This window comes from Nostoc cycadae WK-1, assembly GCF_002897135.1.
Lineage (GTDB): Bacteria > Cyanobacteriota > Cyanobacteriia > Cyanobacteriales > Nostocaceae > Nostoc_B.
Genome location: NZ_DF978427.1, coordinates 224,733 through 249,953 on the forward strand (window position 1 = coordinate 224,733; position 25,221 = coordinate 249,953).

The 25,221-nt window shown below is 40.3% G+C and carries 25 protein-coding genes and 2 pseudogenes; 19 read left to right on the forward strand and 8 right to left on the reverse strand.

Features of this window, described 5'->3' with window-relative positions:
- Window positions 1-174: 174 nt before the first annotated feature.
- Together alaS and NCWK1_RS12075 are read left to right on the forward strand one after the other, a co-directional pair.
- Window positions 175-2,817 (forward strand): alanine--tRNA ligase, encoded by a 2,643-nt coding sequence (gene alaS / locus NCWK1_RS12070; RefSeq protein WP_103124887.1) that lies wholly within the window; start codon window positions 175-177, stop codon window positions 2,815-2,817.
- Window positions 2,818-2,966: 149 nt separating this feature from the next.
- A complete protein-coding gene (locus NCWK1_RS12075; RefSeq protein ID WP_103124888.1) occupies window positions 2,967-3,206 on the forward strand; it encodes a type II toxin-antitoxin system Phd/YefM family antitoxin in 240 nt (79 codons plus the stop codon).
- Between the two features lie 172 nt (window positions 3,207-3,378).
- Here NCWK1_RS12075 and NCWK1_RS12080 read toward each other — a convergent pair whose 3' ends face one another.
- The 3 genes from NCWK1_RS12080 to NCWK1_RS12090 all read right to left on the reverse strand — a co-directional run bounded on the left by NCWK1_RS12080 (window position 3,379) and on the right by NCWK1_RS12090 (window position 5,183).
- Window positions 3,379-3,798, reverse strand: coding sequence for a DUF6979 family protein (locus tag NCWK1_RS12080; RefSeq protein WP_103124889.1), 420 nt, complete (start codon window positions 3,796-3,798; stop codon window positions 3,379-3,381).
- Between the two features lie 110 nt (window positions 3,799-3,908).
- Window positions 3,909-4,163, reverse strand: coding sequence for a type II toxin-antitoxin system VapB family antitoxin (locus tag NCWK1_RS12085; protein WP_103124890.1), 255 nt, complete (start codon window positions 4,161-4,163; stop codon window positions 3,909-3,911).
- A gap of 36 nt (window positions 4,164-4,199) precedes the next feature.
- Window positions 4,200-5,183 (reverse strand): RsmB/NOP family class I SAM-dependent RNA methyltransferase, encoded by a 984-nt coding sequence (locus tag NCWK1_RS12090; protein WP_103124891.1) that lies wholly within the window; start codon window positions 5,181-5,183, stop codon window positions 4,200-4,202.
- A gap of 150 nt (window positions 5,184-5,333) precedes the next feature.
- On the opposite strand from NCWK1_RS12090, the gene NCWK1_RS12095 reads away from it, so the two are divergent.
- Entirely contained in the window at window positions 5,334-6,779 is a 1,446-nt protein-coding gene (locus NCWK1_RS12095) for a DUF2157 domain-containing protein (protein WP_187308131.1), read from the forward strand.
- Window positions 6,780-7,006: 227 nt separating this feature from the next.
- Window positions 7,007-7,762 (forward strand): GDYXXLXY domain-containing protein, encoded by a 756-nt coding sequence (locus tag NCWK1_RS12100; RefSeq protein WP_103124892.1) that lies wholly within the window; start codon window positions 7,007-7,009, stop codon window positions 7,760-7,762.
- Here the strand turns inward: NCWK1_RS12100 and NCWK1_RS12105 are convergent.
- Window positions 7,759-7,998 carry a hypothetical protein gene (locus tag NCWK1_RS12105; RefSeq protein ID WP_096578241.1) on the reverse strand — a complete coding sequence of 80 codons (240 nt, stop codon included), beginning with the start codon at window positions 7,996-7,998 and terminating at the stop codon, window positions 7,759-7,761. The two genes, NCWK1_RS12100 and NCWK1_RS12105, sit on opposite strands and share 4 nt — an antisense overlap.
- Window positions 7,999-8,195: 197 nt before the next feature.
- Entirely contained in the window at window positions 8,196-9,263 is a 1,068-nt protein-coding gene (gene namA, locus NCWK1_RS12110; protein ID WP_103124893.1) for an NADPH dehydrogenase NamA, read from the reverse strand.
- A 360-nt stretch (window positions 9,264-9,623) separates the two neighbouring features.
- Here namA and NCWK1_RS12115 point away from each other — a divergent pair.
- From NCWK1_RS12115 to NCWK1_RS12140, 5 genes and pseudogenes are all read left to right on the forward strand, one after another.
- Window positions 9,624-10,036: pseudogene (locus NCWK1_RS12115) on the forward strand (secondary thiamine-phosphate synthase enzyme YjbQ).
- 251 nt (window positions 10,037-10,287) lie between these two features.
- Window positions 10,288-11,037 carry a hypothetical protein gene (locus NCWK1_RS12120; protein ID WP_103124894.1) on the forward strand — a complete coding sequence of 250 codons (750 nt, stop codon included), beginning with the start codon at window positions 10,288-10,290 and terminating at the stop codon, window positions 11,035-11,037.
- A gap of 54 nt (window positions 11,038-11,091) precedes the next feature.
- Window positions 11,092-11,892 (forward strand): Nif3-like dinuclear metal center hexameric protein, encoded by an 801-nt coding sequence (locus NCWK1_RS12125; RefSeq protein ID WP_103124895.1) that lies wholly within the window; start codon window positions 11,092-11,094, stop codon window positions 11,890-11,892.
- 263 nt (window positions 11,893-12,155) lie between these two features.
- Window positions 12,156-12,371, forward strand: a complete 216-nt coding sequence (locus NCWK1_RS30115) for a hypothetical protein (RefSeq protein ID WP_096578249.1) — start codon at window positions 12,156-12,158, stop codon at window positions 12,369-12,371.
- Window positions 12,372-12,920: 549 nt separating this feature from the next.
- The gene (locus NCWK1_RS12140; RefSeq protein WP_096578253.1) at window positions 12,921-13,232 is read left to right on the forward strand and encodes a DUF6679 family protein; all 312 of its coding nucleotides are present in this window, start codon (window positions 12,921-12,923) and stop codon (window positions 13,230-13,232) included.
- A 50-nt stretch (window positions 13,233-13,282) separates the two neighbouring features.
- On the opposite strand, the gene NCWK1_RS12145 is transcribed toward NCWK1_RS12140, so the two are convergent.
- Complete coding sequence (locus NCWK1_RS12145) at window positions 13,283-14,953, reverse strand: MBL fold metallo-hydrolase (protein ID WP_103124897.1); 1,671 nt, start codon at window positions 14,951-14,953, stop codon at window positions 13,283-13,285.
- Window positions 14,954-15,766: 813 nt separating this feature from the next.
- Here NCWK1_RS12145 and NCWK1_RS12150 point away from each other — a divergent pair.
- From NCWK1_RS12150 to NCWK1_RS12160, 3 genes and pseudogenes are all read left to right on the forward strand, one after another.
- On the forward strand, window positions 15,767-16,357 hold the full coding sequence (locus NCWK1_RS12150) for a ParA family protein (protein WP_103124968.1): 591 nt from the start codon (window positions 15,767-15,769) through the stop codon (window positions 16,355-16,357).
- 5 nt (window positions 16,358-16,362) lie between these two features.
- Window positions 16,363-16,626 (forward strand): CopG family transcriptional regulator, encoded by a 264-nt coding sequence (locus NCWK1_RS12155; protein ID WP_096578260.1) that lies wholly within the window; start codon window positions 16,363-16,365, stop codon window positions 16,624-16,626.
- 99 nt (window positions 16,627-16,725) lie between these two features.
- Window positions 16,726-17,160, forward strand: a pseudogene (locus tag NCWK1_RS12160) (XisH family protein).
- Between the two features lie 147 nt (window positions 17,161-17,307).
- On the opposite strand, the gene NCWK1_RS12165 reads toward NCWK1_RS12160, so the two are convergent.
- Window positions 17,308-17,886, reverse strand: coding sequence for a sporulation/spore germination protein (locus tag NCWK1_RS12165; protein WP_103124898.1), 579 nt, complete (start codon window positions 17,884-17,886; stop codon window positions 17,308-17,310).
- Between the two features lie 161 nt (window positions 17,887-18,047).
- Here NCWK1_RS12165 and NCWK1_RS12170 point away from each other — a divergent pair, with 161 nt between their 5' ends.
- Together NCWK1_RS12170 and NCWK1_RS12175 are read left to right on the forward strand one after the other, a co-directional pair.
- The gene (locus NCWK1_RS12170; protein WP_103124899.1) at window positions 18,048-19,523 is read left to right on the forward strand and encodes an integrase; all 1,476 of its coding nucleotides are present in this window, start codon (window positions 18,048-18,050) and stop codon (window positions 19,521-19,523) included.
- A 150-nt stretch (window positions 19,524-19,673) separates the two neighbouring features.
- Window positions 19,674-22,289: a PAS domain-containing sensor histidine kinase gene (locus tag NCWK1_RS12175; protein ID WP_103124900.1), complete on the forward strand. Its 2,616-nt coding sequence runs from the start codon at window positions 19,674-19,676 to the stop codon at window positions 22,287-22,289.
- A 4-nt stretch (window positions 22,290-22,293) separates the two neighbouring features.
- Here NCWK1_RS12175 and NCWK1_RS12180 read toward each other — a convergent pair whose 3' ends face one another.
- Window positions 22,294-22,872 (reverse strand): Uma2 family endonuclease, encoded by a 579-nt coding sequence (locus tag NCWK1_RS12180; protein WP_103124901.1) that lies wholly within the window; start codon window positions 22,870-22,872, stop codon window positions 22,294-22,296.
- Window positions 22,873-23,154: 282 nt separating this feature from the next.
- Between NCWK1_RS12180 and NCWK1_RS12185 the strand changes: the two genes are divergently transcribed.
- The 5 genes from NCWK1_RS12185 to NCWK1_RS12205 all read left to right on the forward strand — a co-directional run bounded on the left by NCWK1_RS12185 (window position 23,155) and on the right by NCWK1_RS12205 (window position 25,098).
- Window positions 23,155-23,394 (forward strand): hypothetical protein, encoded by a 240-nt coding sequence (locus NCWK1_RS12185; protein ID WP_103124902.1) that lies wholly within the window; start codon window positions 23,155-23,157, stop codon window positions 23,392-23,394.
- A 121-nt stretch (window positions 23,395-23,515) separates the two neighbouring features.
- The gene (locus tag NCWK1_RS12190; protein WP_096578272.1) at window positions 23,516-23,788 is read left to right on the forward strand and encodes a type II toxin-antitoxin system TacA family antitoxin; all 273 of its coding nucleotides are present in this window, start codon (window positions 23,516-23,518) and stop codon (window positions 23,786-23,788) included.
- A gap of 2 nt (window positions 23,789-23,790) precedes the next feature.
- Window positions 23,791-24,309 (forward strand): GNAT family N-acetyltransferase, encoded by a 519-nt coding sequence (locus NCWK1_RS12195; RefSeq protein ID WP_245894886.1) that lies wholly within the window; start codon window positions 23,791-23,793, stop codon window positions 24,307-24,309.
- Window positions 24,310-24,358: 49 nt separating this feature from the next.
- Window positions 24,359-24,775, forward strand: coding sequence for a XisH family protein (locus NCWK1_RS12200; RefSeq protein ID WP_096578276.1), 417 nt, complete (start codon window positions 24,359-24,361; stop codon window positions 24,773-24,775).
- Window positions 24,763-25,098, forward strand: coding sequence for a XisI protein (locus tag NCWK1_RS12205; RefSeq protein WP_103124903.1), 336 nt, complete (start codon window positions 24,763-24,765; stop codon window positions 25,096-25,098). The genes NCWK1_RS12200 and NCWK1_RS12205 overlap by 13 nt, the downstream gene beginning before the upstream one ends.
- The last annotated feature ends 123 nt before the right edge of the window (window positions 25,099-25,221 follow it).

The window sequence follows — 25,221 nt, forward strand, 5'->3', positions numbered from 1 at the left end:
AAAATTACTAGCAGCAAACCGAAACAAAATGCAAAAATAGAGACTAGAGGGAGAAATTTTTTCTCCTGCGGCATACTTTATCAAAAGAAAGGGTGAAGGAGGGAGTACGAGAAAACCAACGGCAACTTCATACTTCACACTTGATACTTAATAACTTTATACTTCAGTTTACCCATGTCTTCTAATCCCCAATTCATCAGCGGTAACGAAATTCGCACCTTATTTCTTGACTTCTACGCTCAACGGAAACACCAAATTCTCCCTAGTGCTTCCCTCGTACCGGAAGATCCAACCGTGCTGCTGACGATCGCGGGGATGTTACCATTTAAGCCGATATTCCTGGGACAGCGCACACCTGAATTTAAAAGAGCAACCACATCGCAAAAGTGTATTCGTACCAACGATATTGAAAACGTCGGACGTACCAAACGCCACCATACATTTTTTGAGATGTTGGGTAACTTCAGCTTTGGTGATTATTTTAAAGAACAAGCGATCGCTTGGGGTTGGGAAATCTCCACACAAGTATTTGGCTTTTCTCCCGAAAACCTCGTCGTCAGCGTCTTTGAAGAAGACGACGAAGCATATAATATCTGGCGTGACAAAATTGGCGTAACAGAAGCCAGAATTAAGCGGATGGGTGCAGATGATAACTTTTGGGCTTCTGGCCCCACTGGCCCCTGCGGCCCTTGTTCGGAAATTTATTACGACTTCCACCCCGAACGCGGCGACGACAATATTGATTTAGAAGATGACACCCGGTTTATCGAGTTTTATAACTTGGTATTCATGCAGTACAACCGGGATGCAGCCGGTAATTTAACACCACTGCAAAATCAGAATATAGATACCGGTATGGGTTTGGAGCGAATGGCGCAAATTCTCCAAAAAGTGCCGAATAACTATGAAACAGATTTAATTTTCCCGATTATTAAAACGGCAGCGCAAATTGCTGGCATTGACTATCATACAAGCGATGAGAAAACAAAGGTTTCGTTAAAAGTCATTGGTGATCATGTGCGTTCTGTGGTTCACATGATTGCTGATGAAATCCGCGCTTCAAATGTGGGACGAGGTTATGTTTTGCGGCGCTTAATTCGGCGGGTAGTGCGTCACGGGCGATTACTGGGCATTTCTGGGAATTTTATCAACCAAGTTGCGGAAACTGCGATCGCTCTTTCAGAATCAGCTTACCCCAATGTGCGGCAACGAGAAGCAGCTATCAAAGCGGAATTGGAACGGGAAGAGTCGAATTTTCTCAGAACCTTGGATAGAGGTGAGAAACTTCTGGAAGAAATTATCCAACAAGTGAAGCAGCAAGGACAAACCGAAATTAGCGGAGAAAGTGCTTTCACCCTGTACGATACCTACGGTTTCCCCCTCGAACTCACTCAAGAAGTTGCGGAAGAAAATAACCTCACCGTTGATGAAGTTGGATTTAATACCGAAATGCAAAAGCAGGTGGAACGCGCGAAAGCCGCCCACGAAACCATTGATTTAACTGTACAAGGTTCCCTCGACAAACTTGCAGAACACATCCACGCCACGGAATTTTTAGGTTATACCCAATCTGCGGTGACGGCGAAAGTGGAAGTATTACTAGTCAATGGTGTCGCTGAAGAAGCAGCGGAAGCCGGAACAGAAGTGCAAATCGTCCTCAACCAAACGCCATTCTATGCTGAATCTGGGGGACAAATAGGCGATCGCGGTTATATCTCTGGTGATGGTATTGTAGTTCGAGTGGAAGATGTGAAGAAAGAATCTGATTTCTTCGTTCACTTCGGCCGCATCGAACGAGGAACTCTGCGGGTTGGCGATACAGTTACCGCCCAAATTGATTTTGCTTGTCGTCGTCGCGCCCAAGCAAACCACACAGCCACCCACTTACTCCAAGCCGCGTTAAAGAAAATCGTCGATGAGGGAATATCTCAGGCTGGTTCTCTGGTTTCCTTCGACAGATTGCGCTTTGACTTCAACTGTCCCCGCGCTTTGACAGCCGAGGAAGTTCAACAAGTAGAAGAACAAGTGAATACTTGGATTTCGGAAGCCCATTCCGCCAAAATCGAAGTATTACCCTTAGCCGAAGCAAAAGCTAGAGGTGCTGTGGCGATGTTTGGGGAAAAATACGGAGAAGAAGTCCGCGTGATTGATTTTCCTAGTGTGTCGATGGAATTGTGCGGAGGTACGCACGTAAGTAATACTGCGGAGATTGGCGTATTCAAGATTATCTCTGAAGCAGGTGTGGCTTCTGGGGTACGGCGGATTGAAGCAGTTTCCGGCCCGGCGATTTTAGATTACCTAAATGTGCGGGATAAAGTAGTCAAAGATTTAAGCGATCGCTTTAAAGTCAAACCTGAAGAACTCCCAGACAGAATCACCACTCTGCAAACTGAACTGCGAACAGCTGAAAAGCAATTAGAAACGCTAAAAGGACAATTGGCGATCGCTAAATCAGACAGCTTGCTAGACACAGCTCAAACCGTAGGCGACCATAAAATTATTGTTGCCCAACTCGAAGGCGTTGACCCTGAATCCTTGAAAACTGCTGCGGAACGCTTACTGCAAAAAATCGGTAACGGTGCAGTAGTACTCGGTTCTGTTCCCGAAGCTGGCAAAGTTAGCATAGTTGCAGCCTTTAGTCCAGAGGTGAACAAGAAAGGTTTGCAGGCTGGAAAATTTGTCGGTGCGATCGCTAAAATCTGCGGCGGTGGCGGTGGCGGTAGACCAAACCTCGCCCAAGCCGGCGGCCGCGATGATAGTAAATTACCACAGGCTTTGGAACAAGCACAGAGTGAGTTAAAGTCTGCCTTGGGTTAACTGTTTTTTAGAATCAATTTGTAGGATGGGTTAGGCGAAGCCGTAACCCATCACTTATTTTGACTAGTCTACACAGGTAAAGAAGAAACGAACCGCAAAGGACGCAAAGGACACAAAGGAAAAGATTTTCAGAGAGTTCTTTTTTAACGATGCAAAAAGTTTCAATTGATGAATTCCAACAATATCCCTTAAAATACCTCAATCAAGTTGAGGCTGGTGAAAGTTTTATTATTATCCAAGCAGATAAAGAAATTGCTGAATTAAAACCAATTCAAAGTGCTAACAAGCTGGTACGACCTTTTGGTTTATGTGCAGGAGAGTTTACTGTACCTGATGATTTTGATGCACCTCTGCCTGAAGATATATTAAACGCATTTGAAGGTGGATGAAAATTCTTCTAGATATCCATCATTTTTTGTTTCGCGCAAAGACGCAAAGGCGCAAAAAAGAACGCTGGATAAACAATTTCTACAAGAAGTTTATTGCTACACCTTCAGCCAAAAAATCAAATTCCAAAGTTACTTGCTACTCTTTCTATTAAGAAACTCTACTATCTAGCTACTAAATTGCTTCTCTGTCAATAACGATCAAATTCTGCTCCCACAAAGCCATAACCACGTCCATTTGCTCGTTGTGTTTCTTCTTTGGATTTGTATTTGGTATCTCGGATAATACCTTTTGCCAGAGTTTGGACTTACCCTTCTGAACTAAGTTAGGGTCACGCACCAAAAGACGGACTGCTGTGACAGAGTACTCTCCATTCAGACTACTTATCAATTTAGTGCATGTGTTGGGTGATACACCAACTACCAAGCCAGATGCACAAAGTCCAAGGAATGCCTGACGAGGACACCCCTTATTTCGCGAAGACTTTGCCAAGATATGTTTTTCCGCAGATTCGCGCCATGCTTGTTCGGCAGATTTATACCCACTTTTCAGAAGTTTGATAGCCTCTATCGCAGTAGTTCCATACTGTCCCATACGAATACTCTTGTTATTAAAATATTACTTATTATACAAATTTTTATGTATAAGTACATAGCTATAGCCGCTAAAATTCTTGGCGGTATTGGTAGTTTTGTAGTTCAGTCTCAAGGTTGAAAGCGAAGTTGTTGGAGCGATCGCACAGCAACATGACGAGTTTCTTGCATGGCTTTGTAGTCGAAATCTGGAGCAAACTGAATTTGTCCTGCGAGGTCGAGCAGGTTCTTTTTGCGCTGTGATTCACTTCGCGATCGCACTAGTTCTTGCAAAGCAAAATTCACTAGTTCTTCTTGAGTGGTAAGGTTTGTCAATTGCAAGGCTTCATTGAGCAGTGATTCATCTAGGTTAATGGTAATTTGCATTAGGATAAATCTGAGTTAAATGATTCTCTTCACATTTTAACTCGATGCAAGAGTGCTATTTTCTACTTCATTCTTACTATTCATCCACACCGCAGATAACACATTTAAATCTAACTCCTGACTCTCACCCTCAGCAGTATTTTGAAATAGCACAGCAAACGCACCAGCACCTAATCTATGTTGTGGAAACATACGGTAACAAGGAATAGTTGTGAGGTGCGATTGATACTCTTGTAAATGGTTAACATTGACTGCTTGAAACTGGGGAAAGCGCGATAAAAACCATTCACAAACCTGCTCATTCTCCTCTGGGGAATAGGTGCAGGTCATATAAGCAAGATAATCTTGAGGCGCGACAATTTGAGCAGAGTTAGCAATGATTCTTTTTTGGCGATTAGCACTTTTATTAATTGCAGTGGGATGAAAGCATCCGGGCGCTTTTTCACCTTTAGCTAGTAAAGACTGTCCCGTACAAGGAGCATCAACAATTACTAAATTACTCGATGCGGGAATACTTTCAGCAAAAATACTCGAATCTCTGTTAAGTACAATAGATGGGTTAATCTGGCAACGTTTTAAGTTAGAAATTAACATACCTAAACGTTTGCCAATCACTTCATTACTAATTAGTAATTCTGGTTGCAAAGCTTTCCAAGCAAATATACTTTTACCTCCTGGAGCCGCACACATATCAAAAACTGTCTGGGTTGGCTGAGTAATTGCTAACAAAATTGAGGCTGAAAATACAGAAGAAAAATCTAAACAATAGAAATATCCTTGATTATGTAGGGGATGTTGTCCGGGTTTTTCTCCTAAAGCTAATCTGTCGATAAATTGTGGTTGCCAAGTTAAGGGGGTTTCTACTGCAAAGGGCGATATTTCTGGTTTTGGCTGACACCACAAAATAGACGGTGAAAAAGATTGGGGATTAACTAAGGCGGCGATAAATTTTTCTTGTTCTTCTGTGCTTTCAAATAAACGCCGTGAGAGTTTGAGTAATAAATTGGAAGGTTTTTCCATTATTTGTGTGAATAATTATACGTATTTTTAATCCTAATAAAACTGTTACACAAGAACAATGCTAGACAATACCTTGGCTGCATACTGAAAATACAATAACCGCTATTCTGACGATGACCGTGATACTACCTCATTGCATTGGAGATGGTCATGATATTGGATAATTTTCAGCGGAAGTTACGCCGAGAATCACAATTATGGCGAGATGAAGGACTAATCAGTGCTTCGCAGTATCAACAAATAGCAGACCGTTATCAATTTAATAACCTAGAAGCGGCTGCACGCGATCGCTCGATGATGACTGCGGTCATGATTGGTAGTATCCTCCTCACCTTGGGCATTATCACTTTTGTGGCTGCTAACTGGTTAGGATGGTCGCGGGATGTCAAATTCATCATCATGATGAGTTTGTTTATGGCTACAACTATCACTGGTTTTTACACCTGGAGACAAGCCGCAATTGGCATCCCTGAAGGCAAAAAACTAAAACGTAGTCAACGCCTCCTGGGTGAAGGATTGCTCATTTTAGGCGCGATGGTTTTTGGCGCAACTATCGCCCTGATGGCTGATGTGTTCAATATTAACGGTTCAACGCCAGAATTGTTTTTTGCCTGGGGTTTTGGCGTTTTGGTTATGGCTTACTGTTTGTCCCTCAATTCTCTAGGAATCTTGGGAATTGTCCTCATCCAGATTGGCTATTGGACAGGTTTAGGAGATTTACGTTATTCTACCAATGAATGGAATTGGGCAATACTAGTCATTAAACACATGCCTTTGCTGTCGTGGGTATTGTTTGTACCCTTAGCTTACTTCTGCCGTTCTCGGTGGATTTTCGCGATCGCAGCTTTTATTTTTGCCAGTTCTTTACAATTGAATCTCGACCCCTTACCGCTGTCAAATCTTGCGGAAACTGCGCCTTGGGTGGCATCTTTTGCTTTTACACTGCCCCCTGCATTATTCTGGAGCTACGATGACCTGCTATTCCCCACAATTAATTACAGGCTGTTTCAATCTTTAGCCCGTGATTTATCATTAATAGCCTTTGGTCTAGCTTTTTATGTGCTGTCTTTTCGTTGGCTGTGGCAAACTTCTAGCTACAATTTCTCTTCGTCAACTAGTAACATAAATATATTCGGGTATCGACCAATCATTGATTTGGGGATTCTCAGTGGCTTGGTGGTACTGCAATGGTTGTTTTTAGTCCGTCAACGCAACAAACCTATTCGTCGGGAAGCAATCTTCAATTTACCTTTGATTGTTACTTTTTTGGGCTTCACAGCTGTAGTACCTTTCTGGCATCAAGCTATCAACCCCATTGATGATTTGGGGGTTTTTGCTTTCAATGTGTTGTTCACAGTGTTAGCTTGGGGACTAATTCGGGAAGGATTGAAGTTTAATGACAGGCGATCGTTTTGGGGCGGTATGCTGTTGTTAACGCTGCAAGTGATTAGTCGAATGCTGGAATATGACACTGAACTTCTGTTGAAATCTCTGGTGTTTGTCATGTGCGGTTCGGCGTTAATTAGTGCGGGACTTTGGTTTGAACGCCGTGTAGGTTCTAACTCTAAGTCTTCCGGTAATGCCAAATCTTCCTAATTTTCTTCTCTGCGACGGACACTTTGCTCAAGTCGGGAAACCCGCCCATGCAAGTGTCCTCCTCTGCGACTCTGCGTGATCAAAAATTAATTCACCGCAGATGAACATGGATAAATATTTGTCAGCAAAAGCAATCTCTGTGCATCGCCGTTTTGAGAGTTTCTCTGCGTCAGTCCTAATAATTTCGTTTGATTCTACTCACTACCTTGATTTTTAGGACTACGCTCATGAAAAATGAATCTTCGGAATCTGCTAAAAAGTCTGAATCTAGTAAAAGTTCTGAATCTACTAAGAATAAATCATTGTCTCCCGAAGCGGAATTTTCAGAGAAGCTGACTTTTCGGGATTATTTGTTAGCTACAGAACAAAGAGCCAATAAGCCTTTACCAATAGGACGGTTGATACTTCCCTTAGCAATTCAAGCGGGTATTATTTTCGCAGTACCTTTCTTATCGGCGTATACTAACCTCACAGGTAAAGAAGTAATTTTGCAAACTGTACCTGTAAATTCTCGCAATGTCTTGCAAGGTAATTCTTTAGAGCTTGACTACAATATCTCTCGGATTTCTACCCTCAGAAGACTCTCTGGCTGGCAAGAATTATTACGGAGAAATCGCGGCCGGAATGGACAATTAATCGAAGGAACTACCTTGTATGTAATTTTACAGGAGCAACCATCTTTTAGTCGTGGTGTTCCTAGGGCTTGGAGACCTGTACGAGTAACTAGTAATCAACCTAGATCCCTTCCTACTAATCAAGCTGCCTTAAAAGGTGTTTATCAGGATGGTTATGTACAGTATGGGATCGAAAACTATAATGTACCAGATGAAGAACGGCAACAAATAAATAATGATGTTTCTCAAGCTGTGCGGCAAACGAGAGACGGACAATTGCGATCAATCATCGTCAAGGTGAAAGTTGACCCACAGGGTAAAGCTATGCCTGTGAGCCTATGGGTTCGCGATCGCAACTATCAATTTTAGTCTTGGTGGCGGATATTCCATGCTACACCAAAAGCTGCCCCAGCCCCGGCGATTAACCCGGTACTCATTCCTTGGATAGTTTTTTCAATGGGGTCTTGGGTTAAGCAGTCACTGGTAACTTGACTAGCACGTAAACACAAATTACTCTCTGCCCAGCTGCTAGTACCACCTAAAATGACCCCAGCAATACTACAGGAAGCTACAAGCAGCAGTAGGCGTTTTGTTTTTCTATCCATAGATGGATGCTTAAAAGTTGGGAAAGTTAGATATTCCTCAACTACTTTACACATCTATGCTGTTGTTGTCAGCTCCCTTTTTTAAAAGTGCTGGGTTAAAAGTGCTGAGTGCTGAGTATGGCAGTAACCAAATTGCTTAGGACATCAGTAAATGTCAACCACAGCAACAGACTTCTCTGTAACCTATCACCTCTAACCTACACCCAGGCGCGATCGTATTGTACTGGCCAGAGTTTTTCGTGTCCTAGTTTTTTGGCTGCTAGATGTGGCCAGTAAGGATTGCGGAGTAATTCGCGCCCTAATAAAACTAAGTCTGCTACTTCTGTTTGAATAATTTGTTCAGCTTGTTCGGGAGAGGTAATTAAGCCGACTGCACCTGTAGGGATTTTGGCTTCCCGACGGATACGTTCAGCAAATTGCGTTTGATAACCCGGTTTGACGGGAATGTTAATGCCAGGGATAATCCCCCCAGAGGAACAGTCAATTAAGTCTACACCCAAAGTTTTGAGTTTTTCGCTCAAGGTCACACTTTGTTCAATGTTCCAACCTTTGTCTATCCAATCGGTGGCGGAGATACGCACAAATAAGGGATAGGTTTCCGGCCAGACTTGGCGCACAGCTGTCACAACTTCTAATAACAAACGAGTCCGATTTTCAAAACTCCCACCATAATCATCTTGACGCTGATTGGCTAAGGGTGAGAGAAATTGATGGAGTAGGTAGCCGTGGGCTGCATGAATTTCGATGACTTTGAACCCAGCTTGCAATGAACGTTGAGTTGCTTGAACAAAAGCCTGAATAATTTGTTGAATTTCGCCAATACTCAAGGCTTCTGGTACTGGACTTTCTTTACTAAAAGCGATCGCACTACTCGAAACTACAGGTCGCCAACCTTCTTGCGATTCATCTAAGGCTTTTCCGCCGCGACTGGGTTTGGCGGTGCTGGCTTTTCTCCCTGCATGGGCGAGTTGTATCCCTGCAACTGCACCAAAGTTATGAATTAATTCAACAATTTTGACTAAACCTTCTATGTGTTCGTCTGACCAGATACCCAAATCTTGCGGGCTAATTCGCCCACGCGCTTCTATAGCCGCCGCTTCTGTGAACACTAAACCAGCACCGCCAACGGCGCGAGAAGCTAAATGTACTAAGTGCCAGTTATTAGCATATCCATTTGTACTAGAGTATTGACACATGGGTGAAACGACAATACGGTTACGCAAGGTGATTTCACGAATCCTAAATGCCTCAAACAAATGTGCCATTGGAATGATTTCCTTTGCTTGCTAGGGTAGAAAAACTTCTGAAGTCAATTCTGACAAGTTTAGTCTCTAGATAATGCCCGAAAGCACAAAGGCGAGTATAATTATTCTGCTAGTTTGAATAAAAATATTTGTAAATTTAATTGAGCAAATTAGATAGTTATAATTTGTTGACAAACTTTACCTGATTAGTCAAAAAATGACTAGAATTTTGGTGAGCGATCGCCATCACCTAATAAGCAGAAAAATATTTTATAATTCTCTTGACTATTCATTCAATAATATAGCTAAATTGTGGCTAAACTTTGCAGCCAATTGCCTAAGAAAGTCTATATTATTAGTGAATAGTCAATTAATCTACAGATGGTTCACTACCAAAAGCTACTGAGAGTTTCTACTACTGGCAAATCTTTTCACAATATTACTGCCAAAATTGAAGCGATAGTCTCTGAATCTGGTGTAAAACTGGTCTTTGCACTTTATTTTTACGCCACACTTCCGCGAGTTTAGTCATCCAAGAAAATGCTGATCCCGATGTATTAGTAGATTTAGCTAACTTTATGGCTAAACTAGTCCCAGAATCCGGTGGATACATCCATGATGCGGAAGGGCCGGATGATATGCCAGCACATATCCGTTCAGCATTAACTCACACTTCTGAACATATACCTATTAATCGTGGTTATTTGGTATTGGGTACTTGGCAGGGAATTTATGTTTGGGAACACCGTCAACGCAGTCATGTGCGCGAGTTAGTTGTCCATATTTCTGGCTAATTAAAATATAGCTGATAAGTTTTTATTCCTAATTTTTTTACTTAACTTCTAGCCGCAGAGGAAGCTTGATCAGTTCAGGCTTTTCAAGGTATTTATATTATCCACAATCTTGAAGATTGAGCGCTAAAGTGCGGCTTTTTTATAAATATATAAATATTAATATTATTTATGTCTAGTTAATATTGTTAGGCATTTAGACATATAAGCCAATAAAATGAAATATATTATTGGCTGAGGCTAGTTGAATCTGTATGAAGCAAGACCTGCCTTCTACTTATAACTTTCAAATTATTGATGAATTTCTGTCCCAGAATTTGGTAAATCCTTTATCACTTAATCCCCAAAAACAATTAATTACGAGCTTTGCTGAATTAGAAAATTTAATTGCGGAAGAAACAACAGATATTAAATTGATATCAAATCTGCAATATACATTGGAATGTATATTAGATGCTCAATTAAAAAACTTTCCTGGCAATATTTTTTGGGATTGTGATTTTATGGTAAGTAGTATTTTGCGGCAAGCTTTGGCAATGGGAGATGATGCTATTGCTTTTTTAAAGACTTTTACCAACAAAATGGTTGTTCTGAGCCAGTTATTTGGAATTAATCAAGAAATCCGCTTTTGTTATGTTCACGATTTTATGTATGGTTTTGACTGGGCAAGATGGGTACAAAAAGAACCACAAACTCGCGCTAATGTAGAGCCTTTCAGTCTAATTTTTTTAGATTATTTACTGGCTAAAGGGCAAGAACTAATACATCGCATTAGTCTCGATCAGGTGACATGTTATAAGCTATGTGACACTGGCTTTCGTAATCCCTTTCCTTTCTCTCGTAAACCAGAAGATGAATATCGTCTGCTAACTTATCTTGCTAGTGAAGGGTTTATCCCCGTTACCGCTTGGAATTGGCATAGTCAGCCTGTCTGGAATCAGCCTTTTCAGGAAATACGTCAGCAGTTAGCATTACAGTTGAATATTCAACCGCAAAAGCGCTGAAGAAGGCAAGGGGTAAAATAGTTTCGGTTTTTTCTGAAATATTTTAGATTAATTATGAAAATTGTTGATTTAATAACCTGGTTTGAAGCATGGGCGAATCCGGCTTGGTGTGAAAGCTGGGATAATTGTGGCTGGCAAGTTGAGCCTGGTGTTTTGCAAGAGTCGGCGCGGGTGTTGGTGTGTTTAACGCCGACTTTGGCGGTAATGGAGGAAGCGCTCGCCCAAAATGCTAATCTAATTTTTGCCCATCATCCTTTGATTTTTGCTCCTCCCAAATCTTTCCGCCGTGGTGAAGCAATATCCGAAATGGTACGGTCAGCTTTTACCCACAATATTGGTATATATACTGCTCATACTAATTTTGACCAAGTACAAGACGGTACGGCTGATGTTTTGGCGCAAATTCTCAACCTTCAAGAAGTTACGCCCATTGTACCGACTGTTTCTGGTTTGGGTTACGGACGGGTTGGTGTACTGGAAAAATTACTGACACTACAAGAGTTACTGGGAATAATTCAACAGCAACTCAAGCCGCCTGATTTGATTTTCTCGCCAACTGCTGATTTACACCAAACAATTTCACGGGTGGCTGTTTTGGGTGGTTCTGGTGCGAGTTACATTTCGGCGGTGGTGAAAACGGGGGCGCAAGTTTATTTAACTTCTGATTGCAAATTTCATCAGTTTCAAGAAAGCCGCGATCGCGGTTTAATTTTAGTTGATGCTGGACATTACGCAACGGAACGCCCGGCCTGCGATCGTTTGTCACAAAAATTTATCTCTTTAAACCTTGACTGGGTGCAGTTGAGTCAACGGGATGAAGATTTCCGCCAATTTTGTACTAAGTATAATTTTTAACGAATTAAAATTTGCTATTTAGTATATTTTATCTTCAGTAAGAATGATTAAATCACCATAAAACTAAAAAAACGTTCTTTTCTTTCTAGTGGTTTATACGGTTAACAAAGGAATCAGATATGAGTGTTATCACTAAAAAGTGTGATTAATATCACACTTTTTGTGTAATTAATATCACAAGTATCTACGTTTTATATCAATCACTGGGAAAGAGAAATATTCCACACTAGATATATTAAGTTGCTGATGATGGCCTAACTACAATGATTCGCGCACTCGTTGAATCTGCTTTTCAAACTGGATATCTTAGTGTTGAATCTGAGGGTCTACTTCATCAAGTCCTAGCGACTAAATGCTATCAGTCTGAGGATTTGGTAGCTTTGGCAGATCTGTATGATGCAGTAACGGCAGGTAAAATCAAACGAGAGGGTTCTTCGGATCGCCTGATAAAATTTCTGACCCAATACAAATCTAACTAAGTTAGCCAATCTCTATACCTTTACAACCAGTTTCTAGAAATTGAGTGTCTCACTCCCCTGGTAAAAGTCTAAAAATTAAAACTCATTAAGATGTTGTTGCTGAAAACAATGAAGGTCAGCAAAATAATGAGTTAAGATCAATTACACAGGGGTAAAAGTACAGCAGATTCCCCAGACTTCCCAGTAATGCCCATGACTACAAGTAGGCAACTTAAACAACCGCAATCACCGCTTGTTTTGGAGTATTTATTATTACATAATGATAGGAAAGACTCACCAGCAGCTGTTAAACTGGTTAGGACAAATCCCGGATTGTCTGACTTCTATGAAGTAGACATTCTCTCTTACAACCCTGAAAGAGATTGAGTTTAACGGGTGCAGTAGCTACTAGTTTATGATCCAAAATTTACCTAAATTCAAAGGCAGGGTCATTAAACGCACTACATTCTTAACCGTGAAACTAACTTTCTCTAGGGATGTAATCTATTGGGGTAAAACCCAAATTTTTTCAGGTTTAACGTACGTTGTTTAAAAAGGCAGAAGCAGTACATGCTACACCGCAAGATTTATCAACTGTGTTGCGATGGGCGGGAGGTATGTGTTTTCTTGCGGGACCAGCAACGCTGGATCGAACGCGCCCGCATCCTCGACATAGAGGGAGATTTGGTGACGCTACGCTATGAAACGGATGAGGAAGACGAAGTTTGTTCTTGGGAAGAAATGGTTCGCCTCGAAAGTATTGGCGCTGTCACTCAAAAGTTAGCTTCCGTACCACGGGGTAATGTCGAACCTCTCCTAACTGAAGATTGTCCTGAAGCTGAACGCATCCGTAACCGTTTTACCGACTCCAATCCTGATTAACTAAAAGCACAGTCCTAAGTCCTGGGTGAGTGAGATTAATCTCTCCTGACTCAGGACTCAGTTGTTGATATGCGTTCAAAAGCTGGACAATAACCTTCCAGTGTGACTTTAAAGTTATATAAAGGCGAAACAGGGTTCCAACAGCGCTGTCCTCGTTGGTGTCGGCAAGTTCCACAGCAGTCAACATCAGATAAAGTATAGCGATCGCTATTTTGATTGAGTAATTCTCTTTGCGACAACCCCCGCAAGACAATTTCTTCTCCTTGCCAACGCGCTTCAATTAAGCCAGTATCGGCAAACTCCCGCCAACGCGGGTCTTCTGTAATTGCTTCTGGTAAGCTAATGGTGATGACTGTGGCTAATTCTGTCAGTTCACCTTCGTAGTTAGTTTCTGGTGCAGCTGGCTGGACAAATGTATCCCCAATCGGCATTTCGACTAAGGTGTCAGCTGATGGCGAATGGATATGATAGCGGTTTTGTAATTCTTCTAAACTAGTGAGATCAGCTAGGTAAGCAGCCGAACCGTGGACAAATAGGACGTGCTGGGGACGCAAATTGTGAATTAATTGAGTTGTCCCAGGGCCGTCACTATGTTGGGCAAGAAGGTAGCTTTCTACTGTGGTGGGGGCTAAATATTGTTTATTAATTTTTATATCAATTTTTTCGGGTACGAGAATCAGCCAAGGGCCTGTATTGGGTTGGCAATATTCACCTAAATCAGCGGTTGAGTCTGTGAGAACAATACAGGGTGACTGTCCAACTACAGTACGCCGTTCTGGTTGCAAGCGTCGGACTCTAGGACGTACCCGTTCATCCCAAAACAAGGGTTGATGGCGGGCAAAGTTCTGCACGGATGGGGGAAGATAGGCGAGTAATTCTAGATAAGCATCACAACCTTTAGCTACGGTACCATCCACCCAAATATCTAAATCTCGCCCGGTGAAGTGATGATGACTTCGCAGTAGCATTAGTAGTTCTTGTCCCAAACCTAATGCTGGTGTAGGGAGGATGACAGAATGATACTCTGCGATCGCCCGATTAATTCGTTCTGCTAGTTGATTTTCTTGGTTACGGCGGTGGGGATGACGGGATGTGCCATAAGTACCTTCGATTATCAGCACATTTACATCTAGTCCCCGCAATTCTTCTAAGCGCAAACCTTCTACTAGCCGGGAATTTGATAAGAAAAAGTCGCCTGTATATAGTACTTTGTAAGAGCGCTGCTCGGTTGTATAGGTGAGTAAAATTGCTACTGCCCCTGGTAAGTGTCCGGCGGGAAATAACTCTACTACTAAACCTTCTTGCAATTCTATAGGCGATCGCAATGGTAGAGCATGACACAATTGGGGAATTTCTGTGGGGTTCTGCTCTGGCCAATTCAATGGCAGTAACTTGGTAGTTACTTCGCTGGCATAAATAGGTAATAGTGGGAAAGCTTTGTGTAATGCCAACACACCCCTGGCATGATCTGGGTGAGCGTGACTGATCAATACCACATCTGCTGGTAAGGGTGAACTACCTCGACGCGCCGACTTAGTTAGCCCCTTGTGTAAGGAAGCAATATTATCCATTCCACAATCTAGCAGAATGCGATGCGGCCCCATTTTGACCAGTAAACATACACCCTCATCATTATGCTGGACACTGTAAGGAAAACAGTTTAATTCAACATTTGTTTCCTCAGTATCAAAGCGAGAGGATGCCGACAGATTATCCCTCATGCTTTCCCCCCTCCAATCTAATCACCTTTGATATATCGCAAAAGCTAGGAGTTTTGGAGATTTTGCTTTTGTGACATAGGGCTAAGTTTTGTACTGCGCCCATATACCCTGAGATTACGGATTTTTGATTGGAGAGAACGCTTTTTACAAACCTGTACTGGTTCATAAAAGTTGGGCATGATTTAGCCGGAAAAAGTGCTGAGTGGTGAGTGCTGAGTAAAAATATTACTCATTAGTCTCTTGTCTCTAGCTCTTAGTTTCTTTTTATGACTGCTAGTTAATGTGCAGAGCCATTGCCATGATAGTTCTCTGAATCATAAAATCCATTTTTCGTACCAAAAAACAGGCACGCAACAGTAAATATTACTGTTAATCCAACTAGGATCAGTTTTACATCCATTGTTTCTACCCTCTCATAAAGACTTTCTTATCTTAATAGAATGATTCCACGGGCGGGCAGAATCACCAGAAAATCTTTACTATGCTTGGGTTGATGGTGCAGTAAGTAGATTTACTTTGATGAAACAGATTGTAAAACTTTTCGGTACACCTGTCTATCTATTAACCTCAGCAGATTTTCCAGCCATAAAAGTACTTTTGTACTATTTTAGTATACATCTATTACTAGTAGTATTAAATACTTTTATGTCACATTTTACTGAAATAATTTTGTGCATCAATAATTTATGTACTTAATTTTCATGTTTAAATATTTCAGCAATTAAACATCTGCATGTTTAGACATTTAGTTATTTAGATGTTTAAATGTTTAAGTTGAGTAAAATCTTGGCGTTATTTCCTGTTGAAAATAAAATGATCATCACCGTAGCCGCATTTAAAGGAGGGGTAGGTAAATCAACGACCGCGTTGCATTTAGCTACATACTTGCAGAACAAAGCTGACACACTATTGGTAGATGGAGATTTAAACCGTAGTGCTTTAGATTGGTCGAATAGAGGCTGTTTACCGTTTAAAGTTGCAGATGAAGCGCAAGCAGTGAGTTTAGCTAAACTCTATGAACATATCGTCATTGATACCCCAGCTAGACCGGATGCAGATGAATTAAAAACTCTAGCGAAAGGTTGTGATTTATTAGTTATACCAACTACACCAGATGCGATCGCTTTAGCTGCAACAATCCAAATGGTAGATTCACTGCAAAAACTCAAAATCAAGTATCGAATTTTACTAACTATCATTCCCCCTTATCCTAATAAGGCTGGCGAAGAAGCGAGAACAACTCTATTGAGTGCAAATTTACCTGTATTCCAATCAGGAATTCGCCGTTTAGCTGTATTTCAACGTGCGGCTTTAGAAGGAGTCCCGGTGAATGCTGTAAAAGATTCTTACGCTCAAATTGCTTGGCGGTGTTACGCTGAAGCGGGAAAAGAAATATTGAAATAATTAAAATGAATAACAAGAAAAAAACTAGCCGTTTTGATGATTTAATTGATGCTGCGCGTAGTCGTCAACTCAGAGATCAACTTCCAACTGTTGACGAAAAACCCACTTCTCGCACTAAAAGTACTGACCCAGATTATATCCGTACAACTATTTATTTGCCTAAACAATTGCATCGGCAACTCAAGTCTGCGGCCGTTTCTCAAGAACGACAAATGAGCGATATTGTGACGGAATTAATTGAACAATGGCTGTTAACTCAATCTGATTAGTTAGGATGGGTAAAATTTGCCCACCCTAGGAACTATTGGTTCTTTCTTTTACATTCTGGGATACTTGACAAGGAGATTGCTTTTGGGAAGATATAGTATATGCCAACAAAAGATATATTTCATCAAGTTGTAAAATTAGCCTTGTAAAAAGATGGTTGGACAATCACTAACAATCCCTTATCGTTACAACTAGAAGATGATCAAGTATTTATCGATTTGGGTGCTGAACGTTTAATTGCTGCACAGCGAGATCAAGAAAAGATTGCTGTTGAAATTAAGAGTTTTCTGGCTCCCTCAAATTTATCTGAATTTCATACCGCACTTGGTCAGTTTTTGAACTATCGTATTGTCCTGCGAGAAAAACAACCAGAGCGTGAGCTTTATTTAGCAGTAAATTTAGAAACTTATATCAAAGTCAAGCGAGAAGCAGGTACACCAAAATACGATTTATCGCGGGTGTTTGCTTTGTTGACATCTGCCAGAGAACTGTATAATATTTGGCAAATTCTCAAGGGTATTGGTCAGGTAATTTGATTATCTTTGCAAAACTTGAGCCGCAGTCAATTTTAAGTTTACCTATCCCTATACCCTTACACCCCTTTTTCAAGTAGAGTGGGCAAAATTTGCCCACTCGAAGAAGAGATTCTTGATAGTTGAGAAGTAGGACAGAATCACCCATCACTAAAGGACAATTTCTTCGCCTTTCTCTGTGAAGCGCACGTCTTTAATTTTCCATTGCGAATTACTCATCAAGGTTTTGCGGACACTCCCAAATAAAGCAAACTGTTCGCAGCTAGAAAGTGAGGCTATTTGGCGCTTAGATTGAGGAGATAAGCGCAAATCAACGGTAGCAACGCCATTTTTTACATTCACTCGATAACCGGACAAGCTAAAGTCGGCGGTGTCTCTTTCTGCGACAATTTTACCAACTGCACTGGCTACAGGTTCGGTTGCTGGTACTTCTACCTTTTGAGGAATTAGTTCTTGACATTGGGTATCGCTGGTGTAGAGGGTAACGTTGACAGTTTTACTTGTCTCTGTTTTGGGTGCTGCTTCCAATGGCTCAATCTTGGTAGTTCTGGCTCGTAGTTGCGCCATGCTAGGGCTTTGGCTAGGTGTTGGGGCGGGATTGGTGGTAGCGGTGGGTGCTGGGGCTTGGTCGTCAATTTTGCTAGATGTGGGTGTAGGATTAGAACTACAACTGCCAAGACTGGCTGCGATCGCCACAACGATAAATGGTAATAAATATCTAGAACTCATAATAGTTGTACTGCCATACTTCCTTTCTTAACTTCAGTGTCCTGAGTATCAATTCCGTATAGATTTGCAAATTGTGCCTTAACTAATTTATTCTGGCTTTACTTCTTGACTGTGATTAGCTATCTTCAAAACCAAGACTAATGCAATCAAATTAAATCATCATGCCCAGTAACGCAACCAGCACCTACGACCCCCGTAAAGCTGAATGGGATGGTATAACAATTGACCAATGGGAACCATCTAAATGGAAGCAGTGGAAAGCAAAACACCCTGCATCCGATGAATTTGCCAAAATAGAACGGGAATATTTAAGAATCAAATTTTCTCTTCAGCAAGCTAACTCTGCATTAAGTCTAGAAAAGGTCAAAATCAAACTTAAATTAACTAGTCATAAAACTATCGGTTTACAAGGTACATTTCCTTGTAGACCGGGCGATATTGGTAAACAAGGTAGTCCTAATAAACAATATACAATTTCTTGTGGTTTTGCTGCTAATGATACTGGCTTGAAAATAGCAGTTTTAAAAGCGCGAGAATTAGACTTATTATTAATCACTAAACAATTTCAATGGACTCCTGAATTACTAGGTAAACAAGCCCAAAAAATCGAACTGCCAGACACGGCAAAATCTACCAAACTCATCAGTGAATTAATTCAAGAATATGAGCGCCAATTTTGGAAAACTCATGAACAAAATAGGCAAGGAATCCGCACCTGGGAAACTCATTATTTTCGGCATCTGAAAAAATTACCGCCAGATATGCTCATGTCTTCCCAAGCATTAGAAGTGGCGTTAGAAAAAACTAAACCTAATACCTCATCTCGCTTTTTCTTGGTTTGGCAGTTAAAAAAGTTTTGTGAATTTTGCGGAATTACTAACTTTGCTACAATTTATAGTTACGCTACCCCTAAACCCAACCCAACGATTCGCAAAGTGCCAACCGACGAAGAAATTATTCAGGGATTTAGCAAAATTGGTAGTCCATTATCTGTATACGCTAGTAAAGATAACATGACAGAACCAGAGCAATGGCAATGGGCTTATGGGATGTTAGCTACTTATGGTTTAAGACCCCATGAATTATTTGCTGTTGATATAGATGCTTTTATAGATGCAGCAAATACCTTTCATTTAGTTACTTTAAATCCTAGTTTAACTGAAGGTACTAAAACAGGTGAACGCAGTTGTGGAATTCCCCCCATACATCCCCATTGGATAGAATTATTTGATTTGAAAAAGATTAAATTGCCTTATAATGCCGGAACTCTGAGTAATAAAACTGCCAAACTGCAAGTTAAATTTAGAACTGCTGACATCGGATTTAGACCTTATGATTTGCGTCATGCTTATGCAATTCGTGGTCATCGGTTAAGAGTGCCGATTAAAACGATGGCTGATTACATGGGGCATACAGTACAGGAGCATACTAAAACTTATCAACGCTGGATGAATGAGGATGCAAATTTAGCTATTTATAAAGAAGTTGTGATTCATCGGCAAGGTACAACTAAGGAAGCTTTACAAGATAGAATTAAGGAATTAGAAGCAGAAAATATGGCTTTAAAAGCTGAAAATGCCACTCTCAAAGGTTTATTGATTAAACATCAATTAGGTGAGTTACTCAATCATTTGTAAATAAAAATATCCCTGACTGATTTAAGCAGTCGGGGATATTAACCTCTATTTATATAGAATTTTATTGCAGCTATAGTTCTTGTTTGTCTGAGATTGGGAAACATATAACTTAAGTTCACTTCAGTTCCCCAATAGGCAAATAATAAAACTATGGCTGGCAACCTGATTACTGTAGATAAAAATACTTACGACTCCCTGCAAAAGGAACTAAGAGAGTTGCGTCAGGTGGTTGTCCAGTGTCAGCACACCGAGTCATACAGGAACTCAGATGAAATCGCACTCCAACAACTCAAGAAAGAATTAGAAGAATGTACAGCGGCTTTACGCCAAAGTGAAGCCAGATTTCAGAAGTTGGCAGATAACGTACCAGGAATGCTGTATGAATTTCGGCTTGATCTTGATGGTACTATGTCTTTCCCCTTTGTTTCTTCTGGATGCCGAGAAGTTTTAGGGCTAGAACCAAAACAAGTTGAAGAAGATGCGACTGTGGGATTTGCTAATGTCCACCCTGATGATTTGTCTGGGTTGCAAGCTGCAATTATGCACTCTGCCCAAACTCTGCAAAAGTTTGAATATGAGTGGCGTGTAGGAAATACCTTTAGTCAACAGGGATGGGTGCGAGGTGTATCTCGACCAGAAATGCAAGTAGACGGAGCTATTATTTGGTATGGTTACTTGGCTGATATTAGCAAACCTAAACAAACTGAACAACAATTCAAAGAACAGGCACAGTTTTTGCAAAGCATCTGGGAAGGCGTAGACTATGGTATCTATGTTTTAGATATCTTAGATAAAGGAACAGAGTTTCGTTACGTTAAATTTAATCCTGCTATTCTCAACCTTATTTCGATACCATTGGAATCTTTGGTGGGTAAAACAATGGCAGAAGGATTACCTGCTGATGTGGCACATCGTTATCGTCAACACTACAGAGAATGTATCCAATCTCGCAAGACTATATTTTTTGAAGAATCTTTCTTACTAGATGGACAAGAAATTTCGTGGTTGTTTAATGTCACGCCGCTGTTTGATAGTTCCTCCGAGATTTATCAACTAGTTGTCACTGTCACCGATATCACAGAACGTAAGCAAGCTGAAAAAGAACGGCAAGTGTTCGTTTCTCTAATTGAAAATAGCAGTGATTTTATTGGCTGCGCTGACTTAATAGGAAAACCTATTTTCTTGAATGAAGCTGGCAAACAACTGTTGGGATTAGATAGTCAAAGTTTTAGTGAAGATTTCACAATTGATCAATGCTTTAGCCCAGAAGATAAAGAATATGTATATCAGCATATTATTCCTACAGTGATGAGAGATGGTGTCTGGCAAGGCGAATATCGTTTCCGACACTTTCAAACCGAAGAACCAATACCTGTTGATTACAATCTTTTTTTGATCAAAAATCCTGAGACTGGTGAACCTTTATATCTATCAACTATTACGCGTGATATCCGCGATCGCAAACAAGCAGAAGCTGCATTACAAGAGAAGGAGCAATTTTTACGCACTATTTATGATGGATTTCCCCAATTAATATTTGTAGTCAATGTTTTAGAAAATGGTAAATTTTGTTTTGCTGGTTGTAACTCAGCCGCAGAAAAAATCGTCGGGATTAATCACGAAAAAATTGTAGGTAAAACTCCAGAAGAATTACATGGTGAGGTTGAAGGTGCTGGTATAACTCAACGTTATCAAAGCTGTGTAGATGCTGGTGATAGTATTAATTATGAAGAATGTTTAACTTTTGATAGTGCAGAAACTTGGTGGTTTACTACTCTTAATCCCTTGAAAAATAGTCAAGGCAGAATTTATCAGATTGTTGGCTCAACGTTAAATATTACATCACGCAAACAGGCAGAAACTGAACGCAAACAAGCAGTAATGCAATTACAAGAACAAGCCAGAAATTTAGAAAATACTTTATCAGAACTTCAACGTACTCAATCTCAACTCATTCAAAGTGAGAAAATGTCTTCTTTGGGTAATATGGTTGCAGGTGTAGCCCATGAAATTAATAATCCAGTTAATTTTATTCACGGTAATCTGATTCCAGCCAGTGAATATACTAAAGATTTATTAGGACTGGTAGAACTTTATCAACAACATTTTCCTGATCCTCCCGCAGAAATTCAAGCGGAAATAGCAGATATTGACCTTGAATTTCTCAAAACAGATTTAGTTAAACTACTCCAGTCTATGCAAGTAGGAACTCAACGCATCCGGGAAATTGTATTATCGCTGCGTAATTTCTCTCGTTTGGATGAAGCTGAATTCAAAAAAGTAGATATTCATGAAGGTATAGAAAGTACTTTAATGATTTTACACAACCGTCTCAAATGTAAACAAGATCATCCAGAAATTGAAGTTATTAAGGAATATGGCAAATTACCACTAATAGAGTGTTATCCTGGTCAACTCAATCAGGTATTCATGAACATTTTGAGTAATGCTATTGATGCTTTAGATGATGCTTTTGTCGGCAAACAAGGAAAAATTTGTATCCGCACGGAACGGATTAATAGTAACCGAATCGCTATCCATATATCAGATAATGGTATGGGAATTACTCAATCTGCAATTTCTAAACTTTTTGACCCTTTCTTTACTACTAAAGATGTCGGTAAGGGTACAGGATTAGGTCTATCAATTAGTTATCAAATTATAGTAGATAGACATGCCGGTAAGTTATATTGCAACTCAGCACCGCAAAAAGGAGCAGAATTTGTGATTGAAATCCCGATTAACCAACCAGAAAGCCGCAAATAATCATTTAATTCCAAACTATTCCTAAATCTAGAATAAATCCCGGTAGTATATCTTCATCTGATAGCTGTGTAGGCGAATCTAAAATTTCTACTGGCTTACCTGGACGATAAATTTCCACCTGCTTGGCTTGAGGATTAATTAACCAACCAAGTTTAACTTGATTATCTATATATTCTCGCATTTTGGCTTGGATTTCTTCCAAGTCATCACTAGGAGACATTAACTCTAGAACAAAATCTGGCGCAATTGGGGGAAATTTCGCTTTTTCTTGTGGTGTGAGTGCATCCCATCTCTCTTTTTTTATCCACGCTACATCAGGTGAACGATTTGCACCATTGGGAAGTTTGAAACAGGTGGAAGAATCGAATACTTCACCAAGTTGATATGTCCGATTCCAAATCACAAAATCTGCGGTAAATCCTGCATTACGTTTTCCGGTTTCTCCCCCTGTAGGTGGCATAACAATTATTTCTCCTTTGGCATTACGTTCAAATTTGACATCAGGATTTTCTCGACACAGTTGATAAAATTGCTCGTCAGTGATTTGAACAATTGAGTTGAGGTTGAATGTAATAGCTGTCATGATTATAAAATAATAGACTGCTGATACCTATGTATATAATTTTAAAGTATTTTTTACTTGTTTGAGTAAAACAATATGCTGATTTTTTAAGGCGATCGCCTGACTATTTACTATTATTTAATCCCTGTTAAATCTGGATAATTGTTAACAAGAATTTTTGTATTTATGATTGACACGTATAATTTTATACATTAATATAAAGGCATGATAAAGGCGATCGCACACATCTTTGGCCGGAGGGCGATCGCCTTTATCTCAACCCACTATCGGAGTCTAAATATAATGATGGCACAATCAAAACTAGAACAGTACCCAAAGGAAGATTCAACTACACCCACCCGCAATCCCCACAGAGAACCGATAAAGCATATCCTGATGGGTTCGGCTAAAGCTGTAACCAGCACAATTCACCATTTGCAAATGAATGGTTACGCCAGTGTGGGCGATTGGAGTCCTCTGCTACCAACTGCTAACCCAGATGAGGTGATGAGTATTTTAATCCGGCAAATTTTGATGCAATAACCTAGATGTAGAGGCGTTGCATTACAACGTCTCTATTGCTAAATCTGCATTTCTGATTTTTGATGCCATAACACCAAGTTTGTGTTGACATTGTATATACATAGTTGATATATTTGTAAATATGGAAAATCAAAACCGTAATATAACCATCAACATCCGCGCACACCAAGCGCAACGAGATTTGATTGATTTAGCGGCTGAAGCCTTGGGCAAAAATCGCTCGGATTTTATGCTAGAAACGGCTTGTCGAGAAGCCCAAGCTGTTTTACTAGACCGTAGAATATTTGTGTTAGATGATGAGAAATTCCAAGAGTTTATGGCAATTTTGGATGCGCCACCATCAGTTAATGAAAATCTGCGTCAATTGCTGAGTGAAACAGCACCTTGGGATTGAGTGTGGAAAAAGAGTTAAATCAAATATTGCAGCCGCCTCAACCAATTAAACCAGAACATAAGTTAACAGATTTTAATTCAGGTAATGCCGAATTAGATGAATGGTTGCAGAAACGGGCGTTGAAAAACGAAGATAGTGGTGCGTCTCGAACTTATGTTGTCACAATTGAACAAACAGTTATTGCTTATTATTGTCTTGCTAACGGTAGTGTATTGAATCCCACTGCAACCGGTAGAATTAGACGTAATATGCCAGAGTCAATTCCTGTAATGGTGATAGGCAGACTTGCTGTAGACTCTAACTGGCAAGGAAAAGGAATTGGTCATGCTTTATTGCGTGATGCAATACTTCGCACATTACAAGCTGCGAATATTGCAGGAATTAGAGCTATCCTTGTTCATGCAATTTCGGAGGATGCAAAGCAGTTTTACGAGAGATGTGGTTTTGTTGCTTCACCTGTTGCACCTATGACGTTGATGATTACGGTGAAGGATGGGAAAGCAGCTTTTGGAATTGATTGATTACCTTACCTACGCATTAAAATATGAAGTAAATCAGAAAAAATCAACTATGGCTGCTAAAGATAAATTTCATGCTGTGGTTAGAGTTGCTTTAGAAAAGCAGCAGTGGAGGATAACCGATGATCCTCTACGACTAGAGGTTGGCGGAACTAAATTTGAAATAGATTTAGGTGCTGAACAACTGTTAGCAGCAGAGCGAGGTGAAGAAAAAATTGCAGTTGAAATTAAAACATTTTTGAGTGATTCACCACTAACAGATTACCATGCTGCGTTGGGACAGTTTTTGAATTATCGACTGGCTTTAGAAATCAGTGATCCAACTCGAATTCTCTATTTAGCAGTACCTGTAGGTGTTTACGAAGTCTTTTTCAAGCGGGAATTTGCCCAAATATCTGTAGAGAGATATCAAATTAAACAAATTATTTATGACCCGATTCAAGAGGTAATTTTACAATGGATACCCTAGAGTCTTATCGCCATATCATTGAGTCATTGCTGACGGCTTATGCTGCTATTCCCATAGCAAATGGTCAGATTGATTGCTACACGGTTTTTGATACAAAACAAGACCATTATATGGTTATGAATGTGGGTTGGGATGGTCATCGACGAGTTTATGGCTGTGTTTTACATTTGGATATTAAGCAGGGAAAAATTTCAATTGAGCAGAATATGACGGAAATGAGAGTGGCTCAAGAACTTGTAGAGCGAGGGGTTCCTAAAGATGATATTGTTTTAGGATTTCAAGCTCCTGAAATGAGAGTATATACAGGATATGGAGTTTTTTGACAGTTATCAGTTATTCAGTTATCAGTTATCAGTTATCAGTTTTTTATTGATTACTGTTCACTGTTCACTGTTCACTGATTACTGTTCAGTCTTGTTTTTTTCTAGAAGCGCAAAGTTTGCTAG

Bases quoted from the DNA above. Each gene is read 5' to 3' on its own strand.
- NCWK1_RS12140 (WP_096578253.1), top strand. From the start codon at position 12,921: ATGCTACACCGCAAGATTTATCAACTGTGTTGCGATGGGCGGGAGGTA.
- NCWK1_RS12095 (WP_187308131.1), top strand. From the start codon at position 5,334: ATGATATTGGATAATTTTCAGCGGAAGTTACGCCGAGAATCACAATTA.
- NCWK1_RS30115 (WP_096578249.1), top strand. From the start codon at position 12,156: ATGATTCGCGCACTCGTTGAATCTGCTTTTCAAACTGGATATCTTAGT.
- NCWK1_RS12205 (WP_103124903.1), top strand. From the start codon at position 24,763: ATGGATACCCTAGAGTCTTATCGCCATATCATTGAGTCATTGCTGACG.
- namA (WP_103124893.1), bottom strand. From the start codon at position 9,263: ATGGCACATTTGTTTGAGGCATTTAGGATTCGTGAAATCACCTTGCGT.
- NCWK1_RS12125 (WP_103124895.1), top strand. From the start codon at position 11,092: ATGAAAATTGTTGATTTAATAACCTGGTTTGAAGCATGGGCGAATCCG.
- NCWK1_RS12085 (WP_103124890.1), bottom strand. From the start codon at position 4,163: ATGCAAATTACCATTAACCTAGATGAATCACTGCTCAATGAAGCCTTG.
- NCWK1_RS12185 (WP_103124902.1), top strand. From the start codon at position 23,155: ATGATGGCACAATCAAAACTAGAACAGTACCCAAAGGAAGATTCAACT.
- NCWK1_RS12105 (WP_096578241.1), bottom strand. From the start codon at position 7,998: ATGGATAGAAAAACAAAACGCCTACTGCTGCTTGTAGCTTCCTGTAGT.
- NCWK1_RS12180 (WP_103124901.1), bottom strand. From the start codon at position 22,872: ATGACAGCTATTACATTCAACCTCAACTCAATTGTTCAAATCACTGAC.
- NCWK1_RS12190 (WP_096578272.1), top strand. From the start codon at position 23,516: ATGGAAAATCAAAACCGTAATATAACCATCAACATCCGCGCACACCAA.
- NCWK1_RS12080 (WP_103124889.1), bottom strand. From the start codon at position 3,798: ATGGGACAGTATGGAACTACTGCGATAGAGGCTATCAAACTTCTGAAA.
- NCWK1_RS12170 (WP_103124899.1), top strand. From the start codon at position 18,048: ATGCCCAGTAACGCAACCAGCACCTACGACCCCCGTAAAGCTGAATGG.
- NCWK1_RS12155 (WP_096578260.1), top strand. From the start codon at position 16,363: ATGAATAACAAGAAAAAAACTAGCCGTTTTGATGATTTAATTGATGCT.
- NCWK1_RS12090 (WP_103124891.1), bottom strand. From the start codon at position 5,183: ATGGAAAAACCTTCCAATTTATTACTCAAACTCTCACGGCGTTTATTT.
- NCWK1_RS12175 (WP_103124900.1), top strand. From the start codon at position 19,674: ATGGCTGGCAACCTGATTACTGTAGATAAAAATACTTACGACTCCCTG.
- NCWK1_RS12165 (WP_103124898.1), bottom strand. From the start codon at position 17,886: ATGAGTTCTAGATATTTATTACCATTTATCGTTGTGGCGATCGCAGCC.
- NCWK1_RS12200 (WP_096578276.1), top strand. From the start codon at position 24,359: ATGGCTGCTAAAGATAAATTTCATGCTGTGGTTAGAGTTGCTTTAGAA.
- NCWK1_RS12100 (WP_103124892.1), top strand. From the start codon at position 7,007: ATGAAAAATGAATCTTCGGAATCTGCTAAAAAGTCTGAATCTAGTAAA.
- NCWK1_RS12120 (WP_103124894.1), top strand. From the start codon at position 10,288: ATGAAGCAAGACCTGCCTTCTACTTATAACTTTCAAATTATTGATGAA.
- NCWK1_RS12145 (WP_103124897.1), bottom strand. From the start codon at position 14,953: ATGAGGGATAATCTGTCGGCATCCTCTCGCTTTGATACTGAGGAAACA.
- NCWK1_RS12075 (WP_103124888.1), top strand. From the start codon at position 2,967: ATGCAAAAAGTTTCAATTGATGAATTCCAACAATATCCCTTAAAATAC.
- alaS (WP_103124887.1), top strand. From the start codon at position 175: ATGTCTTCTAATCCCCAATTCATCAGCGGTAACGAAATTCGCACCTTA.
- NCWK1_RS12150 (WP_103124968.1), top strand. From the start codon at position 15,767: ATGATCATCACCGTAGCCGCATTTAAAGGAGGGGTAGGTAAATCAACG.